The sequence below is a fragment of the Streptomyces populi genome, assembly GCF_002911015.1.
In the GTDB taxonomy this organism is placed as follows: Bacteria; Actinomycetota; Actinomycetes; order Streptomycetales; family Streptomycetaceae; genus Streptomyces; species Streptomyces populi.
In genome coordinates, this window is the sequence record NZ_KZ626851.1 from 106,986 (window position 1) to 124,646 (window position 17,661).

Here is a 17,661-nt window from a genome sequence, read left to right on the forward strand (position 1 = left end):
GGCCGGCTCGTCGAAGCCGGACTGCGCACATGGAAGCCACTAAGCGTGTTCGCGTCAATACCTCGCGCGGGGATCGCGTTCCTTCGAGGCTTGTCGGTCACGGGTGCGCTCCGTTTCGGCCAGGCCCGCGCCGCTCCGGTCGCGGAGGGGTCGATCCGGCCCTCGGTTTCCTCGCCGGACGCCGGCAGTGCTCCCTCCGGTGCCTTCCGCATGCCGCCACCTGGCGTGCGTCCGCGGGGGTTGCGGTGGATCCATGCGTTGAAGTCATCGGATGGTGAGGCGTCAGAAACACACTCCGTGCACGGGTGTTGACATTCACAGTCCGAACGCCGCAGTTTGGGAGCGCTCCCACCGCAGTGTCCTGTCCCGCCGCCACCTCGGTGACCGGTCACCGTCCGCGCGAGGCGGCGAGAAGTCCGGACCCGTACCCGGACGACGCCGCTGCACGCTCGCGCCCGGCGGTACCAGCTCCACGTCGCGCGACGCATGCGGTCGCACCATCCGCATGCCTGAACGCGACGCCCGTCCGGCGGGCTTCCCTCCGGTGCGCCCGAACGTGGCACACCGGACGGCCGCCTGCGCCCCGCACACCATCCGTACTCGCCTGCTCTCCCCAGGAGATGGCCGATGCCTTCCCGTAGACCCGATTCCACCGTGCGCCGAAGCGGATCCAAGCGGACCGCCGCTCTGGCCGTCAGTGCCCTCCTCGGCGCCCTGTCCGTCACCGCCCTCCCGGCCACCGCGAACGCGGCCGCCAAACTCGACAATCCCTACGTCGGTGCGAAGGCGTACGTGAATCCCGACTGGTCGGCCAGGGCCGCGGCCGAACCGGGCGGTTCGGCCATCTCCGACCAGCCCACCTTCGTCTGGCTGGACCGGATGGCCGCGATCCAGGGCACCGCCGACGCCCGTGGTCTGCGAGCCCACCTCGACGCGGCCAAGGCCCAGGGCGCCAACCTCGTCCAGCTGGTCATCTACGACCTGCCCGGCCGGGACTGCGCGGCCCTCGCTTCCAACGGCGAACTCGGTCCCGACGACCTGGCCACCTACCAGAGCAGCTACATCGACCCGATCGCCTCGATCCTCGCCGACCCGGCCTACGCGAGCCTTCGGATCGTCAACCTCATCGAGCCCGACTCGCTCCCCAACCTCGTGACCAACGCGGGCGGCACCGCCGGCTCCACGACCCAGTGCGCCACCATGAAGGCGAACGGGAACTACGAGAAGGGCGTCGGCTACGCCCTCCACACGCTCGGCGCTCTGCCCAACACCTACAACTACATCGACGCCGGCCACCACGGCTGGCTCGGCTGGGACAGCAACCTCAACCCGTCCGCCCAGGAGTTCAAGAAGGCCGCCACCACCAGCGGCGCCACCGTGAACGACGTGGCGGGCTTCATCGTGAACACCGCCAACTACTCCGCCACCAAAGAGCCGTACGTGAAGGTGACGGACACGGTGAACGGCCAGACGGTGCGGCAGTCGAAGTGGATCGACTGGAACCAGTACGACGACGAGAGCTCGTACGCGCAGGGCCTGCGCACCGCGCTCGTCGCGCAGGGCTTCGACTCCGGCATCGGCATGCTCATCGACACCTCGCGCAACGGCTGGGGCGGTTCGGCCCGGCCGACCGGTCCCGGCCCGACGACCAGCGTCGACGCATACGTGGACGGTGGCCGCATCGACCGGCGCATCCACGCCGGAAACTGGTGCAACCAGAGCGGGGCGGGCCTCGGCGAGCGCCCGGCGACCGCACCCGACACCGGAATCGACGCCTACGTGTGGGCCAAGCCTCCGGGGGAGTCGGACGGGGCCAGCCAGGCCGTCGACAACGACGAGGGCAAGGGCTTCGACCGGATGTGCGACCCCACGTACACCGGGAACGGACGCAACGGGAACAACCTCACCGGGGCCCTGCCGAACTCCCCGCTCGCCGGGCACTGGTTCTCGGCCCAGTTCCGTCAGCTGCTCGCCAACGCCAACCCGCCGCTGAGCGGATCGGGTGGCGGCGGAGGAAGCGACACGCAGGCCCCCACCGTTCCCGGTGGCCTCGCGGTCGGCTCCACCACGAGCAGCAGCGTCTCGCTGAGCTGGAGCGCGTCCACGGACAACACCGCGGTCACGGGATACGACGTCTACCGCGACGGCACCAAGGTCGGCAGCGCGACCGCCACGTCCTACACCGACAGTGGACTCACCGCCTCCACCACCTACAGCTACACCGTCAAGGCCAAGGACGCGGCCGGCAACGTCTCGGCCTCCTCCACGGCGGTGTCCGCCACCACCAAGGCATCCAGCGGGGGAGGAGGCTCGACGGGCCTCAAGGTCCAGTACAAGAACAACGACTCCTCCACCGCGGACAACCAGGTCAAGCCGGGCCTCAAGCTGGTCAACGGCGGTTCGGCCGCGGTCGATCTGTCCAAGGTGACCGTCCGCTACTGGTTCACCGGGGAGTCCTCCTCCGCCGGCTACCAGACCTTCTGCGACTGGGCGCAGCTCGGCTGCTCCACGGTGAAGACCTCGGTCGGCGCCGTGTCCCCGAGCCGCACGGGCGCGGACCACTACCTGGAGGTGGGCTTCAACTCCGGTTCCCTGGCGGCCGGAGCGGACAGCGGTGATCTCCAGCTGCGCATGGCCAAGTCGGACTGGTCGAACTTCAACGAGTCCGACGACTACAGCCGCGGCACCGGCAGCTCCTACGCGGACGCGGCGAAGGTGACCGTGTACGTGTCGGGCGCCCTGGTCTGGGGCACCGAGCCGTAGAACGGACGGAGTGGACGGGGGCCGGGGCGGCGACGCTCCGGCCCCTGCGCTGCCGGATACTCCCTTGTCACAGGCACCGCCGCAATGTCACGAATCTGTTCGAAGACCGCTCCCGCTCGGTGTGATCGGGGTGCGGTAGCGCTCCCATGAGGCACGATCACCGGGACATTCCGAATCCCGGGGGACTTCTCATGGCTCACACAGCCCGTTCACGCCGTACCACCGCCGCCCTCGCCGCTCTGTCGATCGGCGTCCTGGCCCTGACCGCATGCAACGGCGACGCCGAGAACGACGTGGCCGCCCCGAGCAAGCACGCGAGCCCTTCCGCCACGAGTGCGGGCAAGGGCACGGACAAGGGCACCGGCACGCCCTCGTCGGCTGCCCCGGGCGAAGGTGGCGACGGTGGCGGGAAGCCCTCCAGCAGCCCCAGCACCCCGGCGTCGTCGTCGAAGCCCGGGGCCGACGACGATCAGGACGGAGGTGTCGGCATGTGCGAGACGGCCGATCTCACCTACAAGGTCACCGTCGCGTCCAGGCCCGTCAACCACGCCCTGCTGACCGCGAGCAACAAGGGCAGCGACTCCTGCCTGTTGCCGGCGAACGAGCTGGTGATCACGATTCCGGGGCTCGACGGCGCCGCCGAGCACATGGGACCCGACGGCAAGGACTGGATCCTGAAGCCCGGCGAGAGCGCGTACGCCGGGATCATGTTCTCGCGCGCCGACACCGCGGGGGGCAAGAGTGCCGACAAGGTGGAGGTGGCGCTCACCGCTTCCGAGAGCCCGACGACCGTTCCGGTCGGCGACGGCCCCATCACGGTCAACGACAGCCAGGTCACCAGCTTCTTCGGTACCGCCGAGGACGCGCTGACCTACTGAGGGTCTTCAGCGGCGCCTTTCCGGGGTGAGGGGGGCGGTGACCGAACCGAGGCGGGCCGGCCGCAGCGGCCCGCGAGCAGGCGAGGGCCAGGGCCTGTGTGATGTTGTGATCACTCTTTGGGTTCTATGGCTTCCGCTTCTTCTGGTGGACCGGAGGCTTCACCCGACCGGCGTATGTCTCGTGCGAGGAACCGAAGGAGCTGCCGGTGGGCGCGCGGCTGGTGGCGCGCGGGGGTGAGGCGCGGTCGTACACGCATGTGCTGCGGTGTGGGGGTGCTCTTCTGAATCGCTGAGCTGTGGAAATGCTGCGAAATGCTTCGAGGGGCCTGGTCTGTCGACCGGGTCCCTCGGTCTGTCCCCTCCGGCTGTTCCGGCCCCGCGATTCCCAGAACCCCCCTTCCTCCAAAGGCCCTGACGTCACGTAGGGCGTACGAGGGCCGGGGAGGGTTCCACGGCTTCCAGGGAGTACCCGACAGGCGATTTGCCTGAAATATGCCACATGATGTTGCCGTCCCCCTCTCCCCCTCCCACGAGGAGTACGACCATGTCCGAAACGACCGAGGCTCCCGTCACTCCGTTCAGCATCGGTGACCCGCTCGATTCCCCCTCCCACCCGGTCGAGGTACCGGACTTCGACGAGGAGTGGACCGTCGACAAGGGATTCACCTGGGTCTTCTACGGCAACGAGAACACCACCCTGACCCGGCCGGTGATCATCGCTGACGGCTTCAACCACGGCAAGAGCAAGCTCAAGGAGCTCTACGAGTTCCTGGAGGGCGAGGACTACCCTCTCATCAGCGAACTCCGCCGCCGCGGCATGGACGTCGTCCTGCTCGGCTTCGACAACCGCACGGACTCCATCCTGACCAACTCCAAGGCGGTCGAGGGGGCCATCCGTGAGGCCATCCGCCGCCGCACGGGCAGCGAGCGGCTGATCGTCGGCGGCTTCAGCATGGGCGGCCTCATCGCGCGCTACACCCTCGCCCGGATGGAGACCGACTTCCACGAGGACGAGCACCAGACGGGCGTGTACTTCTCGTTCGACACCCCGCACCGCGGTGCCTCCATCCCCGTCGGCGTCCAGGCGTTCGCCTACCTGCTCCCGTACGGCCTGGACCTCAAGCCCCACCCCTTCGAGCAGCAGATGAACAGCCCGGCCGCGCGGCAGATGCTGTGGCAGCACTACGACAAGAAGACCCAGAAGATCGGGGTGGCCTCCGAGCGCATCGCGCTGCTCAACGAGCTGGACCGGGTCGGCCGGTGGCCGCGGATCCCGCGCAAGCTGGCCGTCGCCAACGGCCGCGGCGACGGCGTCGGCCTGCCCGACGTCGATCCGGGCAAGGTCGCGCTGCGGCTCGACGTCCGCTACCCCGGCACCACCTTCTACGCCCAGGCACAGGGCGACGACGTGACGGTCGCCTACCTGAAGCGGGCGTTCCCGGCGACCGAGCGGACCATCACGACCAGCGGCTTCCCGGAGCTGGACGGCGCACCGGGCGGCACACTCGCGACGTACCAGATCCTCGCCAACTCGATGATCGAGGCCGGCGGCGAGGCGGACCTGCGGTATCCGCACGTGTGCTTCGTCCCGTCGGTCAGCGCGGTCGACATCCTGGACTTCGCACGGCAGGAGGACCTGTACGCGAAGATCGACGGTCTGGACCCCTCCCAGAGCGGTCTGGACGAGTTCCACTGCTCGTCCGTGACGACCCCGCACACCTTCCCGACCGAAGAGCTGTGCACCTGGCTGATGGACCGGTTCTAGACCCGCGCGATGTCGTGATCACTCCTTGGGCTCGGTTCCGGTACGGGGGCTGGATCCGGTAGGACGCCCGGTGTGACGTGCGGACAACTCGCGGACGAACAGCGGAAGTCGACCGGTGCCTGCCTGTCGATCGACAGGCAGGCACCGTACTCGGAGCGGCCGCGGGGACGGTTCGGGGGAGTGATCCGGCGGTCGAGTGACTCATCGGCAAGTCGAAGGCTTGGCGGGGTGTTGTTCAGCTCCGCTTCTCGAACCCCGCGAGCAGCGCGCAGGGGTCGAAGGTCACCCGGATCCGGGCGACCTTCCCGTCCTCCACGTGCATCCAGTTCGCCGTCGGGGTGGGCGGCGCCACGCTCGTGCACAGGTCGAACCAGGTGATCACTTCACTGCCTTCCGCCACCCGCACCTTCACGTCGATCTTCTCCAGCACCTGACCGAGCCCCTTCAGCCCGGCGAGCGCCTCCTCCACCCCCGACGCCGTTCCCAGCGCTCCGACGAAGTCGACATCCTCGGCCAGCAACTCCCGCAAGGTGTCGAAGTCGCCCGCTTCCCAGGAGGTGAAGTAGGTCTCGGCAAGCTCTCGCGCGGTCTTCGTCGTCATGCCTCCATCCTCCGGACATCTCACCCATCAGTCCAACAGATAGATCGGATGATATCTATCATTTCTGAATATGGAGATGCATCAGCTGCGCTACTTCGCCGCGGTCGTGGACGAGGGAACCTTCACCGCCGCCGCCCATCGCCTGCACGTCAGTCAGTCCGGCATCAGCACCCAAGTGGCCAAGCTGGAACTGGAACTGGGCCAGCAGCTGTTCGACCGCTCCGGCCGTCACGTCCGCCTCACCCCGGTCGGTGAGGCCGTTCTCCCCCTCGCCAAGAACGTCCTCGCCGCTCTCGAGGCCATCAAGCACACCGCCGCCGAGTTCGCCGACGCCGTCCGCGGCCGGGTCCGTCTCGGCATGATCATGGGCTGCTCGATCCCGCCCTTCCTCGACACCGTCGCCGGTCTCGGCCGCACCCACCCCGGCATCGAACTCAGCCTTCACGAGGGCTACTCCGAGGACCTCCAGGCCCAGGTCCTCGTCGGCTCTCTCGACCTCGCCCTGATCGGTTACGCGGGCGACGTCGTCCCGGGCCTGGAGGTGAGCGTCGTCGTCGACGAGCCGGTCACCGCCGTCGTCCCGGCCGGACACCCCCTCGACCGGCCGGAACTGCGCCTCGGCGACCTGCGGGACGAGAAGATTCTCTGCCTCTCCCCGGGTACGGGCATCCGCGCCGCCTACGAGGACTCCTGCCGCAGGATCGGTCTCGACCCGCGCGTGGACATCGACGCCAGTTCCCCGGTCACCCTGCTCCGCCTCGCCGAGCGCGGCGCGGGCGTCGCCGTCCTCAGCGCGTCCTCCGCGCGGGGTACCGGCCTGCGGACCGCCCCGCTCACCGACGCCGCCACGCACGCCCGGCTCGGACTCGTCACCCGCCGGGGTCAGCACCCCCCGGCCGTGCAACTCCTGCTGGCCAGGCTCCTCGCCGCTCTGCGGACCGGCTAGGTGTGCATGTGCCGGACGGTGGCCGACCTGCGGGCCTTCCTCTCTCGCCGCATCTCGATCCAGCGCGCCGGGCTGTACGAGCGAGCGCAACCGGCGGATGCGGAAAAGGAGTTCATGGACCCGAAGCCGCCGATCGGCCGAAGGGGGAATTCAACGGGGCGGACGGCACCCTGCGGGCGGCGCCCCGAGGAACTCCAGCACGATCGCGTCCACCGCCGCGGCACCGGCGGTGGGCAGCACGTGGTGGCCCAGCCCCGGCAGCACTTCGACCCGGGCCCCCGGCAGCAGCCGGCGAGCCCGGTCCGCCATCGCTCCGGCGTCGTGCACCCGGCTGCGCCCGGCGAACAGCACCAGCACCGGCATGGCGAGCGGTGCCGGGTCGAGCGTCCGCCCCACCACCGGCCGGCCCCGCCCCCGCAGGGTCGCACCCAGCACGTACAGGCGCTTGAAGTCCTCGTCCACGCCCGTCCCCGCGGTCTCCCGGTCGAGGTACGCGCCGACCCGCCGCGCGGTGGGCCGCAGCAGCATCGGCAGCACGTGCAGCAGGTAGCCCGGCCGGTACCCACCGAACACCTGGGTCGGGTCGAGCAGCGCGAGGCGCCGCACCCGCCGCGGCGCGTGCAGCGCGTACGCGGTGGCCACCCAGCCGCCGTACGAGTGCCCGCACAGGGCGGCCGTCGGCAGCCCCAGCCCGTCCAGCACGGCATCCAGCCACGCCGTGAGATCCCGCGGCGCGCGCAGCGGCAGGCCCGCGCGTTCGCTGCGGCCGACGTCGCCGAGGATGTCGACCGCGTACACCCGGTGCCGGGCACCCAGCGCCGGGGCGTTGGTGAACCAGGCCGTGCCGGTGGCTCCTCCGCCGTGCAGCAGGACCAGCGGCGGGCCGTCCGGCGGGCCGTAGGCGTGCACCCGGGTCGGGCCGTACGGCGTGGACACCGTCAGCTCGGCGGTACCGGCCGGCCAACGGGCCAGCAGCGCGTCATAGGCGGCGAAGAATGTCTCGGACACACCGGCTCCTCGGGAGATCGCATGACGTATTCTCTCGCTCAGCGAGATACTAGGTGAGCGAGAGGACGGTGCGTCAATGAGCACCGAGGAGAACCGGCAGGACCCCCGCCTGCGACTGGTGCACCAACTGCGCGCGGCGACCGTCGAGTTCGACCTGCTCGCGGCGGAGTTCGCAGCCCGCCACGGACTGCACCCCACCGACCTGCGGGCCCTGATCGCCCTGCTCGACGCCGCCCGGGCCGAGCGTCCCGTGACCCCCGGCCGGCTCGGCGAGCAGCTCCGCCTCAACTCCGCCGGCACCACCACCCTCATCGACCGGCTGGAGCGGCTCGGCCTGGTCCGCCGCGAACGCGACACCACCGACCGTCGGCGGGTCCTGCTCACCGTCGAACCGCGGGCGGTCGACCTCGGCTGGTCGTTCTTCGGCCCCGCCATCGGTACGCTGCTCGGCGCGATGGACGCCTTCACCCCGGCCGAACTCGATACCGTCGAGCGCTTCCTCGCCGCGATGACCACCGCCACCACCGCTGCCCGCACGAACGCCGCCCACCACCCCTGACCCGTGGCCGAGCGCGGCCGGGGGCTTCCCCGCGTGCTCGGGTGCGACCGACCGGCGGGAGCAGGTGTCCCGTCGGCGCCCGTCCTGCGGCCGACGAATCCTGATCACGCGCCGCCGAAGCCTGGCCGGCCGCAGGCCGTCCCACCCCGACGACTCCCCGGTGGGCACGTCACGAAGTCGGTCCCGGACGGCCGCACGCCGCCTCCCCGAGGCCGGCAGGGGCGGGCCGCCCGCGCCCCGGAGTCCCGAGGTGCTCCCCGGGCCCCGGAGTGCTGGACCGGCTCCGGGAGTGCGGCGCGGTCGTGCCGCGGGGGAGTGGCGGCGCCCGCCGCGTGGTCCGATCGCTACGGGCGCGACGCCGGGGCGTTCGCCGCCTCGACGGCTTCGACCAGCGAGGCCAGCTCCGGGTTCTTCGCCGCTTCGTCGAGCGCCTCGCGCAGGGCCGCGTCGTTGGTCGGCCGTGCCTCGGCGAGGAGTGCCAGGCCGGCCGCGGTGACGTCGGTGTAGATGCCGCGGCGGTCGGTGGGGCACAGGTACCGGGACAGCAGGCCCCGGTCCTCCAGGCGGGAGACCAGACGGGTGGTGGCGCTCTGGCTGAGCACGACCGCGTCGGCGACCTGCTTCATCTGCAGGTGTCCGCCCTCGCCTTCGTGCTGACGGCTGAGGACGTCGAGGAGCGAGTACTCGCGGACGCTCAGGTCGTGCCCGGACTGGAGGGCGCGCTCGATGCGCGTCTCGATCTTGCCGTGCAGGAGGGAGAGCGCACCCCATCCGCTGGCGAGTGCGGTGAGGGCGGGGTCTGTGGCGGTCATGGTCCGTGTCTCCTTCCGGGGGACAGCAGCAAGGATAGGCGCGGAGAAAAATACCGGCCAGGGCCTATAGCGGGCGGATGCAAATATTTCTTCCCCTGTCGAGCCCCGTCCCCGCCGGTGTCGTGACCCCGTTTCCGCCCGTACCTCGGCGCGAGTCCGGTTCGTGGCCGGACTTCGAGGTCGCGATCGTGTCGCACGAGGATTGGCCGCGCTTGCACTTATAGCGCGTGTGCAACTATTGTCTAAGCCTCTAAGGAGCCCACTCAAGCAATCGTGAAGGTCGACCCATGCCTCTCGCACTCCTCGCCCTGGCCATCGGTGCCTTCGGAATCGGCACCACCGAATTCGTGATCATGGGGTTGCTGCCCGAGATCGCCGCCGACTACGGCGTCTCCATCCCCACCGCGGGCCTGCTGGTCACCGGCTACGCGCTCGGTGTCGTCCTCGGTGCCCCCCTGCTGACGGTGCTCGGCAACAAGGTGAGCCGCAAGCGGATGCTCATGCTGCTGATGGGCCTGTTCGTGCTCGGCAACCTGCTGTCCGCGCTCGCCCCCAGCTTCGGGATGATGCTGACCGGCCGCGTGATCACCTCGCTCGCCCACGGCTCGTTCTTCGGCCTCGGGTCCGTCGTCGCCGCCGACCTCGTCGCCGCGGACAAGAAGGCCGGCGCCATCGCCACCATGTTCACCGGCCTGACCGTCGCCAACATCGTGGGCGTGCCGCTGGGCACCTTCATCGGGCAGGCGGTCGGCTGGCGCACCACCTTCGCGATCGTCGCCGCGCTCGGCGTGATCGGACTGCTCGGCATCCTCAAGCTCGTGCCCGCGATGCCGCGTCCCGAGGGCGCCCACCTGCGCCGGGAACTCACCGCCTTCCGCAACCCGCAGGTACTGCTCGCCATGGCGATGACCGTGCTCGGCTTCGGCGGCGTCTTCGCCGCGATCACCTACATCGCGCCGATGATGACCCATGTCGCCGGCTACTCCGACGGTTCCGTCACCTGGCTCCTGGTCCTCTTCGGCATCGGCATGTTCCTCGGCAACCTGCTGGGCGGACGGTTCGCCGACCGGGCCCTGATGCCCCTGCTGTACGTCACGCTCGGCGGGCTCGCGGTCGTGCTCGCGCTGTTCACGGTGTTCGCCCACGACAAGATCCTCGCCGCGATCGCCGTCCTGCTCGTCGGGGCACTCGGCTTCGCCACCGTGCCGCCGCTGCAGAAGCGGGTGCTCGACCAGGCGCACGGCGCGCCGACGCTGGCCTCCGCCGTCAACATCGGCGCCTTCAACCTGGGCAACGCGCTGGCCGCCTGGCTCGGCGGCCTCGTGATCGCCGCGGGCTTCGGCTACACGTCCCCGAACTGGGTCGGCGCCGCCCTCGCCGCCGCCGCGCTGGGCCTGGCCTTCTGGTCCGCGGCCCTGGAGCGCCGCGCCCCCGCGACGGCCGCCGACGCCGGTGCCCTCACCCCCGTACACCACTGACTTTCCTCCCCTCCGACGCCGTACATCACCCAAGGAGAAGCGCCATGAGCACCACCACCGCCGTCACCCCGCTGACGACCGCCGACGCCGAGACCCTGATCGACGCCGCCCGCCGCGCCGCCGAGGCCGCCGGGGTCACCGTCAGTGTCACCGTCCTGGACGCGGGCGGTCACCCGCTCGCCTTCCGCCGCGACGACCGGGCGGTCCTGATCTCCGGCGAGACCAGCACCCGCAAGGCGTACACGGCGCTGCAGCTGAGCGCCCCGACCGCCGACCTGGTCGACCTGGTCAAGCCCGACGGGCCCTTCCACTCCCTGCCGACCGCGCTCGACCGGCCGCTGCTGTTCATCGCCGGCGGCATCCCCGTCCACCGCGACGGCCGGCTCGTCGGAGCCATCGGCGTGGGTGGCGGCGCACCCGAGCAGGACCACGCCTTCGCCACCGCCGCACTCGAGGAGCTGTCCCGATGACCCGCACCCCGCAGGAGGTCTTCGCCGACCACGGAACCCGCCTCGGCACCGGCGACCTCGACCTGATCAGCCGCAACTACACCGAGGACGCGGTTTTCGTGACCCCGACGGCGTCCTGACCGGACGCCGGGGCGTCCAGGAGGGCATCGGCCGGCTGCTGGCCGACCTCCCCGACGCCGACTGGCAGCTGACCACGAGCTTCGCCGGGGACGTCCTGTTCCTGCAGTGGTCCGCCACCGGCGCCGGCCACCAGGTCACCGACGGCGTCGACACCTTCGTCTTCCGCGACGGCCTCATCAGCGCTCAGACCGTCCGCTACACCCTCACCCCCCGCACCCCGTGAAGGAGCACCCGCACACCATGGCACCCTCCACCGTCCCCACCGCGACCCTGAACAACGGGGTCGAGATCCCCCGGCTCGGCTTCGGCGTCTTCCAGGTCCCCGACGACGAGACCGCCGCCGCCGTCACCGCCGCGCTCGAGACCGGCTACCGCAGCATCGACACCGCTGCCGTCTACGGCAACGAGGCCGGCGTCGGCCGCGCGCTGGCCGCCTCCGGGCTGCCCCGCGAGGAACTGTTCGTCACCACGAAGCTGTGGAACGCCGACCAGGGGTACGACGCCACCCTCCGCGCCTTCGACGCGAGCCTCGCCAAGCTCGGCCTCGACCACGTGGACCTCTACCTGATCCACTGGCCGGCGCCCGCCCGCGACCTGTACCGGGACTCCTGGCGCGCTCTCGAGCGGCTCGCCGAGGAGGGGCGGATCCGCGCCGCCGGCGTCTCCAACTTCCAGCCCGGTCACCTGCTGCGGCTGATGGACGGCTCCGCGCTGATCCCGGCCGTCAACCAGATCGAGCTGCACCCCGGCCTGCAGCAGGCCGAACTGCGCACGTTCCACGCCGAGCACGAGATCGCCACCGAGGCGTGGAGCCCGCTCGCCCAGGGCGCCGTCCTCGACGACCGGTCCGTCGGGGACCTGGCCGCCCGGTACGGCAAGTCCCCCGCCCAGATCGTCCTGCGCTGGCACCTGCAACTGGGCAACATCGTCATTCCCAAGTCGGTGACCCCGGCCCGGATCCGCGAGAACTTCGACGTCTTCAGCTTCTCCCTCACGGACGAGGAGATGCGGGCCGTGGCCGCGCTCGACCGCGGTCTGCGTACCGGTCCGCACCCCGACGAACTCAACTGAGCCGACACGTCCTCCCCTCCCCGCGGGGCTCCGTTCAGGGCAGACGCCCTCGAACGGAGCCCCGTTCCCGTCCGCCCGTCCATCCGTCCACCCGTCCGCCCCGGAAGGATCCGCCGTGTCGTCTCCCCACCCCGCACTCGCCCGCCTGGCCCCCGCCGAGGCCGGCGGGCGACTCACCCTCGGCCTCGAACTGCCCCTCGACAACGACTGGGGCCCGTCCCGGCAGGACGCGGACCGCGCGGCCGGCCGCCCCTTCGGCGTCCCCGACCTGGCCGAGCACACCCGGCTCGCCCGGCTCGCCGACCGACTGGGCTTCGCCGCCCTGTGGCTGCGCGACGTGCCGCTCCACGACCCCGCCCACTTCGGTGACGCCGGATCGGTCTTCGAGACCTTCACCCACCTCGGCCATCTGGCCGCCGTCACCGAGCACGTCGTCCTCGGCACCGCCGCGGTGGTGCTGCCCCTGCGCGAACCCCTGCTCGTCGCCAAGGCCGCCGCCACCGTGGACGTCCTGTCCGGCGGCCGCATGCTGCTCGGGGTCGCCAGCGGCGACCGCCCCGTGGAGTATCCGCTGTTCGGACGGGACTTCCCCGACCGCGGCACCGCTTTCCGCGAGGGTGTGGAGACATTGCGTGCCGCCTGGCGCCAAGGGCCGCTGGAACTCGCCCGGGCCGGTCTCGGCGCGGAGCGGGGGCTGGAGGTCCTGCCCAGGACCGTCGATCCGGCGGGGATCGCGATCGCGGTCGCCGGAGGCGCGCAGCAGACCCCCGAGTGGATCGCCGAACACGCGGACGCTTCCCTCGACTACCCGCGCGATCTGGGCGCGTTGAGGGTGAAGACACAGGAATGGCGGCGGCTCACGGGGGACGGCGGCAAGCCGTACCTCACACCGATGGTGCTGAACCTGCGCGAGGACCCGGGCGCCGCACCGCGTCCCGTCCGGCTCGGCCTCAGCACGGGAAGCCGGGCCCTGGTCGACCATCTGGAGCGCATGAGCGCACTCGGGGTCGCCCATGTGTCGTTCAATCTGCGGCCCAACGACAGGCCCGTGGACGAGTTGCTGCACGAGCTCGCGGAGGACGTGCTGCCGCATTTCCGCACGTCGACGGCGCGGACGACCCAACCAGAAAGCCGTCGTTTGCAATAACCCGCGCATGCAAGTATTGTTTTCGCATGTAAGGCGCTCCCGCACATGAGCGCGCTTCTCGTGCCACCCGCACCGAACACACCTCCCTACGAACAAAGGCACCGCCATGTCGCTCAAGAAGATCCTTCCCGGCCGCCTCGGCTTCGGTACCGCCCCGCTCGGCAACATGTTCCGCGCGATCCCCGACGACGAGGCCCGCGCCACCGTGGAAGCGGCCTGGGACCACGGCATCCGCTTCTACGACACCGCCCCCTTCTACGGCGCCGGCCTCGCCGAGACCCGCCTCGGCGAAGTCCTGTCGGCCAGGCCCCGCGACTCCTACGTCCTGTCCACCAAGGTCGGCCGGGTCGTCCTCGACGAGCACGAGACCGCCGCTCGCGATCTCGGTGAGAAGGGCGGCCTGTTCGAGCACGGCAACCCGAACAGGATCGTCCACGAGTGGACCGCCGAGGCCACCGAGCGCTCCATCGAGGACAGCCTCAAGCGTCTCGGCACCGACCGTCTCGACATCGTCTGGGTCCACGACATCGCCCAGGACTTCCACGGCGACCTGTGGCTCCAGAAGTTCGAGGAAGCCCGCACCGGCGCCTTCCGTGTCCTGTCCCGCCTGCGCGAAGAGGGCGTCATCAAGGCCTGGGGCCTCGGCGTCAACCGCACCGAGCCCATCGAGCTGACGCTCGCCCTCGACGAGCCCCGCCCCGACGGCTTCCTCCTCGCCGGCCGCTACACCCTCCTCGACCACGACCACGCCCTCCAGCGCCTCCTGCCCATGGCCCAGGAGCAGGGCGTCGACATGGTCGTCGGCGGCCCCTACAGCTCCGGCATCCTCGCCGGCGGCACCCACTTCGAGTACCAGCAGGCCCCGGCCGAGATCGTCGAGAGGGTCGGCAGTCTGAAGGCCCTGGCCGAGAAGCACGGCGTGAGCATCAAGGCCGCCGCGCTGCAGTTCTCCCTCGCCCACCCGGTGGCCGCCGCCGTCATCCCCGGTGCCACCCGCCCCAGCCGTATCGCCGAGGACACCGCGGCCCTGGACGAGACCGTCCCGGCCGCGTTCTGGACCGACCTCCGCGCCGCCGGCCTGGTCAGCGCGGCCGCCCCGCTCCCGAACAACGCCTGACCCCCGCCACACACCGCTTTCCAGGAAAGAAGACCATGGCCTCCACCTCCGTCTCCCGTGTCGTCCCCGCCTCTCCCCAGCGGGTCTGGGACCTCATCGGCGGCTTCGACGCCCTCCCCGACTGGCTCCCCTACATCCCCGAGAGCACCGCGCTCGAAGGCGGCCGGGTCCGCCGCCTGACCAACCCCGACGGCGATGCCATCGTCGAGCGCCTGGTCTCCTTCGACGAGGCCGGACGCCACTACAGCTACGCCATCCTCGAGGCTCCGTTCCCGGTCACGGGTTACCTCTCCACCCTCCGCGTCCACCCGGTCGCCGGCCGGGACGACGTCGCCGAGGTCCAGTGGTCCGGCCGCTTCACCCCCGACGGCGTCACCGACGCCGAGGCCGAGAGCCTGTTCGCCGACATCTACCGCGACGGCCTCGACGCCCTCCACCAGGCGCTGTCCGCCTGACCCGGGACCCATCCCGATCCGTCCCGGGGATTGCCGTGCCGGGGCGGCGAACGCCAGGATGTCGCGCTGAACCGATGATCCCGCGCGTACGTAGGGAAAGGAGGGACGGGCTCTCGTGGAAGGCCCGTTCCCTCATGCCGCCCCCGGGTACGCACCCGACCGATCCAAGGAGTACGCACCCATGAGCGCCGCACGCCTGAGCGACCGGCTGTCGAGCCACCAGCCTCTCGTCCTCGGTCTGTTCCGTATCGTCCTCGGCCTGCTCTTCGCCAGCGAGGGCGCTGCCACGCTCTTCGGGATACTGGGGAGGGAGAGCAGCCCCGTGGGCGACTGGCCGTTCTGGTACGCCGGGGTCATAGAACTGGTCTGCGGAGTTCTCGTACTCCTGGGGGCCGCGACGCGCAGCGCCGCGTTCCTCAGTTCGGGGGCCATGGCCTTCGCCTACTTCACCGAGCACCAGAAGAACGGCCTCTTCCCCTTGCAGAACGGCGGCCTGTCGCCCGCGCTGTTCTGCTGGGGGTTCCTGCTCCTGGTCTTCTTCGGGCCCGGCGCCCTGTCCCTGCCCGCTCTGGCCCGACGCGGGGGAACCGCCCAGGACACCGCTCGGCCCGTGGCCGGGCAGGCTCTGTGAGCGCGATGACGGGGGAGCCGTCGGCGAGCCCGGCGGGGAAGCGTACGTGGCCGGGACTTTCGGGTCGAGCCCTCGCGAGGTGAGGAAGGCGTGGGCGGGCCTCGGCCGGACGGACCGGGCCGGCGGTCGAGGTGGCGGCCTCGGCCGCCACCTCGCTGAACCGCTCCAGCGACGCCGACCGTTCACGTGCGACAACTGCCGCCGAGGAAAGGCGGGGCCGTCCAGACCTGCACAGGACGAGCGCGAGGCCCCGCCACCGTCTCCAGAACCCAGAACCCAGAACCCAGAACCCAGAACCCTGGAGACGGCAGTGCTGCTTCGCGGCACCGAGCCGGGGTCAACTGACGGACGGGACCTGCGTGCGGTCCCGCACGATGATCTTGCCGGTGTTCTCGCCACGCAGCATTCCCAGGAACGCGTCCACGATGTGCTCGAAACCGTCGACCACCGTCTCATCCAGAGCCAGCCGGCCGCTCTGTAGACGCGGCACCGCGAACTCGTACAACTCCTCCTGCAAGTCGAGGTAGTTGCGGACCAGAAAGCCCTCCATGCGCAGGCTCTTCTCCACGATGTCCGCGTGGTCGAAGCGAGGCGACGACGTGCCGGGGGTGTTGTACTGGCTGATCGTGCCGACGCGGACGACGCGCCCGAACTCACGCAGCGCCCCCACCGCGGCGGCCAGTTGCTCGCCGCCGACGTTGTCGACGAACACGTCGACGCCGTCCGGCGCGGCCTTGCCGAGCAGGTCGGCGGCGGGCCCGTCGTGGTAGTCGAAGACGGCGTCGTAGCCCACCTCCCGCATGAGGTGGGCGGCCTTCGCCGCCGAGCCCGCGCTGCCCACGAGCCGTCCGGCGCCGAGCAGTTTGGCGAACCGCCCGGTCGTCGTGCCGACCCCGCCCGCGGCGGCCGACACGAACAGGTCCTCGCCCTCCTGAAGCCGGGCGATCCGGGTGAGACCCACGTAGGCGGTCAGGCCGGTGCCGCCGAGGGTGCTCAAGTACGCGGTCAGCGGCACCCCGTCGAAGCGGGGCAGCCGACGGATCTCCTCGGGCGTGACCGTCGCGTGCGTGCGCCACCCCTTCCGGTGGAACACGATCTCGCCCTCGGGCAACCGAGGCGTACGTGAGGCGACGACCCGCCCGACGGTGCGGCCCTCCAGCGGAGCGCCGAGCGCGAAGCCGCCGGACACGGCGTCCATCATCTCGCGGTGGTACGGGTCCACGGACCAGTAGAGGTTCTCCACGAGCGCGCTGCCGGCCGCGGGCTCGGGAAGGGGGGACTCGGCGAAGGTGAAGTGGTCGGCGGTGGGAAAGCCGTGGGGGCGGACGGTCTGGTGCACGGTGAGCGCGGTCTCGGTCATGTCCGGACCGTAGAGCGGGAATGCGCCGTCCGGTCAGCCGGTTGGGCTCATGCGACACACCGTTCCATGAGCAGTTCTCATACCGTGAGGTGAGCGCCCCGTGGCCCGCACGACCGACTCCGACCTCGTCCCGCAGGAACTGCGCGTCCTGGTGGCGGTCGCGGACACCGGCGCCTTCTCGGCCGCGGCCGAGACACTCGGCCTGACCCAGTCAGCGGTCTCCCACTCGGTGCGGGGCAGCGAGCGCAAGATCGGGGCCGTGCTCTTCGACCGCGGTCGCACCGGCGCCCGCCCCACGCTCGCCGGAGACAAGGCCGTGGCGCACGCCCGCCGCGTTCTGCGCCTGCTGGACGTCCTGACCACGGACAGGGCTCCCGTGCCGTTGAGGGAGGTGTTCGACGTCTCAACTCAGCAGCACAGGAGCCCTGTTGGTTCCGTATCCTGCCGCACTCGACCTGCCCCACGCCCTGGTCGAGTGGG

19 protein-coding genes are annotated in these 17,661 nt (G+C 70.9%); 15 read left to right on the top strand and 4 right to left on the bottom strand.

The window, feature by feature from the left end; all coding sequences use genetic code 11:
• Positions 1–627 precede the first annotated feature (627 nt).
• From CW362_RS09415 to CW362_RS09425, 3 genes are all read left to right on the top strand, one after another.
• Positions 628–2,763: a glycoside hydrolase family 6 protein gene (locus CW362_RS09415; protein WP_103548919.1), complete on the top strand. Its 2,136-nt coding sequence runs from the start codon at positions 628–630 to the stop codon at positions 2,761–2,763.
• 191 nt (positions 2,764–2,954) lie between these two features.
• Positions 2,955–3,641: a DUF4232 domain-containing protein gene (locus CW362_RS09420; protein ID WP_162684020.1), complete on the top strand. Its 687-nt coding sequence runs from the start codon at positions 2,955–2,957 to the stop codon at positions 3,639–3,641.
• Positions 3,642–4,185: 544 nt separating this feature from the next.
• Positions 4,186–5,406 carry an esterase/lipase family protein gene (locus CW362_RS09425; protein ID WP_103548921.1) on the top strand — a complete coding sequence of 407 codons (1,221 nt, stop codon included), beginning with the start codon at positions 4,186–4,188 and terminating at the stop codon, positions 5,404–5,406.
• A 235-nt stretch (positions 5,407–5,641) separates the two neighbouring features.
• On the opposite strand, the gene CW362_RS09430 is transcribed toward CW362_RS09425, so the two are convergent.
• Positions 5,642–6,007 (bottom strand): nuclear transport factor 2 family protein, encoded by a 366-nt coding sequence (locus tag CW362_RS09430; protein ID WP_103548922.1) that lies wholly within the window; start codon positions 6,005–6,007, stop codon positions 5,642–5,644.
• 70 nt (positions 6,008–6,077) lie between these two features.
• On the opposite strand from CW362_RS09430, the gene CW362_RS09435 reads away from it, so the two are divergent.
• Positions 6,078–6,953, top strand: coding sequence for a LysR family transcriptional regulator (locus CW362_RS09435; protein WP_103548923.1), 876 nt, complete (start codon positions 6,078–6,080; stop codon positions 6,951–6,953).
• 150 nt (positions 6,954–7,103) lie between these two features.
• On the opposite strand, the gene CW362_RS09440 is transcribed toward CW362_RS09435, so the two are convergent.
• Positions 7,104–7,961 (bottom strand): alpha/beta fold hydrolase, encoded by an 858-nt coding sequence (locus CW362_RS09440; RefSeq protein WP_103548924.1) that lies wholly within the window; start codon positions 7,959–7,961, stop codon positions 7,104–7,106.
• 76 nt (positions 7,962–8,037) lie between these two features.
• On the opposite strand from CW362_RS09440, the gene CW362_RS09445 reads away from it, so the two are divergent.
• Positions 8,038–8,520: a MarR family winged helix-turn-helix transcriptional regulator gene (locus CW362_RS09445; protein ID WP_103548925.1), complete on the top strand. Its 483-nt coding sequence runs from the start codon at positions 8,038–8,040 to the stop codon at positions 8,518–8,520.
• 344 nt (positions 8,521–8,864) lie between these two features.
• Here CW362_RS09445 and CW362_RS09450 read toward each other — a convergent pair whose 3' ends face one another.
• Entirely contained in the window at positions 8,865–9,332 is a 468-nt protein-coding gene (locus CW362_RS09450) for a MarR family winged helix-turn-helix transcriptional regulator (protein ID WP_103548926.1), read from the bottom strand.
• Between the two features lie 287 nt (positions 9,333–9,619).
• Here CW362_RS09450 and CW362_RS09455 point away from each other — a divergent pair, with 287 nt between their 5' ends.
• The 9 genes from CW362_RS09455 to CW362_RS09490 all read left to right on the top strand — a co-directional run bounded on the left by CW362_RS09455 (position 9,620) and on the right by CW362_RS09490 (position 15,821).
• Complete coding sequence (locus CW362_RS09455) at positions 9,620–10,810, top strand: MFS transporter (RefSeq protein WP_103548927.1); 1,191 nt, start codon at positions 9,620–9,622, stop codon at positions 10,808–10,810.
• A 44-nt stretch (positions 10,811–10,854) separates the two neighbouring features.
• The gene (locus CW362_RS09460; protein WP_103548928.1) at positions 10,855–11,280 is read left to right on the top strand and encodes a GlcG/HbpS family heme-binding protein; all 426 of its coding nucleotides are present in this window, start codon (positions 10,855–10,857) and stop codon (positions 11,278–11,280) included.
• Complete coding sequence (locus CW362_RS45250) at positions 11,277–11,399, top strand: hypothetical protein (protein WP_276313656.1); 123 nt, start codon at positions 11,277–11,279, stop codon at positions 11,397–11,399. Before CW362_RS09460 ends, CW362_RS45250 begins: the two co-directional genes overlap by 4 nt.
• A 35-nt stretch (positions 11,400–11,434) precedes the next feature.
• Positions 11,435–11,623 (top strand): hypothetical protein, encoded by a 189-nt coding sequence (locus CW362_RS45455; RefSeq protein ID WP_338069052.1) that lies wholly within the window; start codon positions 11,435–11,437, stop codon positions 11,621–11,623.
• Positions 11,624–11,640: 17 nt separating this feature from the next.
• Positions 11,641–12,471 (top strand): aldo/keto reductase, encoded by an 831-nt coding sequence (locus CW362_RS09470; protein ID WP_103548929.1) that lies wholly within the window; start codon positions 11,641–11,643, stop codon positions 12,469–12,471.
• Between the two features lie 115 nt (positions 12,472–12,586).
• Positions 12,587–13,618: a TIGR03571 family LLM class oxidoreductase gene (locus CW362_RS09475; protein WP_103548930.1), complete on the top strand. Its 1,032-nt coding sequence runs from the start codon at positions 12,587–12,589 to the stop codon at positions 13,616–13,618.
• A 106-nt stretch (positions 13,619–13,724) separates the two neighbouring features.
• Complete coding sequence (locus CW362_RS09480) at positions 13,725–14,735, top strand: aldo/keto reductase (protein WP_103548931.1); 1,011 nt, start codon at positions 13,725–13,727, stop codon at positions 14,733–14,735.
• A gap of 35 nt (positions 14,736–14,770) precedes the next feature.
• Positions 14,771–15,190 (top strand): SRPBCC family protein, encoded by a 420-nt coding sequence (locus CW362_RS09485; RefSeq protein WP_103548932.1) that lies wholly within the window; start codon positions 14,771–14,773, stop codon positions 15,188–15,190.
• Positions 15,191–15,371: 181 nt separating this feature from the next.
• Positions 15,372–15,821: a DoxX family protein gene (locus CW362_RS09490; protein WP_103548933.1), complete on the top strand. Its 450-nt coding sequence runs from the start codon at positions 15,372–15,374 to the stop codon at positions 15,819–15,821.
• A 337-nt stretch (positions 15,822–16,158) separates the two neighbouring features.
• Here the strand turns inward: CW362_RS09490 and CW362_RS09495 are convergent, their stop codons facing one another.
• The gene (locus tag CW362_RS09495) at positions 16,159–17,181 is read right to left on the bottom strand and encodes an MDR family NADP-dependent oxidoreductase (protein ID WP_103548934.1); all 1,023 of its coding nucleotides are present in this window, start codon (positions 17,179–17,181) and stop codon (positions 16,159–16,161) included.
• A gap of 100 nt (positions 17,182–17,281) precedes the next feature.
• On the opposite strand from CW362_RS09495, the gene CW362_RS09500 reads away from it, so the two are divergent.
• Positions 17,282–17,661, top strand: a 380-nt coding sequence (locus tag CW362_RS09500; protein WP_162684021.1) for a helix-turn-helix domain-containing protein, incomplete at its 3' end; no start/stop codon positions are given.

What these genes read in the sequence shown, in the direction of transcription:
- CW362_RS09445 (WP_103548925.1), top strand. Translation starts at nt 8,038, where the DNA reads ATGAGCACCGAGGAGAACCGGCAGGACCCCCGCCTGCGACTGGTGCAC.
- CW362_RS09495 (WP_103548934.1), bottom strand. Translation starts at nt 17,181, where the DNA reads ATGACCGAGACCGCGCTCACCGTGCACCAGACCGTCCGCCCCCACGGC.
- CW362_RS09455 (WP_103548927.1), top strand. Translation starts at nt 9,620, where the DNA reads ATGCCTCTCGCACTCCTCGCCCTGGCCATCGGTGCCTTCGGAATCGGC.
- CW362_RS09485 (WP_103548932.1), top strand. Translation starts at nt 14,771, where the DNA reads ATGGCCTCCACCTCCGTCTCCCGTGTCGTCCCCGCCTCTCCCCAGCGG.
- CW362_RS09480 (WP_103548931.1), top strand. Translation starts at nt 13,725, where the DNA reads ATGTCGCTCAAGAAGATCCTTCCCGGCCGCCTCGGCTTCGGTACCGCC.
- CW362_RS09435 (WP_103548923.1), top strand. Translation starts at nt 6,078, where the DNA reads ATGGAGATGCATCAGCTGCGCTACTTCGCCGCGGTCGTGGACGAGGGA.
- CW362_RS09420 (WP_162684020.1), top strand. Translation starts at nt 2,955, where the DNA reads ATGGCTCACACAGCCCGTTCACGCCGTACCACCGCCGCCCTCGCCGCT.
- CW362_RS09430 (WP_103548922.1), bottom strand. Translation starts at nt 6,007, where the DNA reads ATGACGACGAAGACCGCGCGAGAGCTTGCCGAGACCTACTTCACCTCC.
- CW362_RS09415 (WP_103548919.1), top strand. Translation starts at nt 628, where the DNA reads ATGCCTTCCCGTAGACCCGATTCCACCGTGCGCCGAAGCGGATCCAAG.
- CW362_RS09490 (WP_103548933.1), top strand. Translation starts at nt 15,372, where the DNA reads ATGAGCGCCGCACGCCTGAGCGACCGGCTGTCGAGCCACCAGCCTCTC.
- CW362_RS45250 (WP_276313656.1), top strand. Translation starts at nt 11,277, where the DNA reads ATGACCCGCACCCCGCAGGAGGTCTTCGCCGACCACGGAACCCGCCTC.
- CW362_RS09460 (WP_103548928.1), top strand. Translation starts at nt 10,855, where the DNA reads ATGAGCACCACCACCGCCGTCACCCCGCTGACGACCGCCGACGCCGAG.
- CW362_RS09470 (WP_103548929.1), top strand. Translation starts at nt 11,641, where the DNA reads ATGGCACCCTCCACCGTCCCCACCGCGACCCTGAACAACGGGGTCGAG.
- CW362_RS09450 (WP_103548926.1), bottom strand. Translation starts at nt 9,332, where the DNA reads ATGACCGCCACAGACCCCGCCCTCACCGCACTCGCCAGCGGATGGGGT.
- CW362_RS09425 (WP_103548921.1), top strand. Translation starts at nt 4,186, where the DNA reads ATGTCCGAAACGACCGAGGCTCCCGTCACTCCGTTCAGCATCGGTGAC.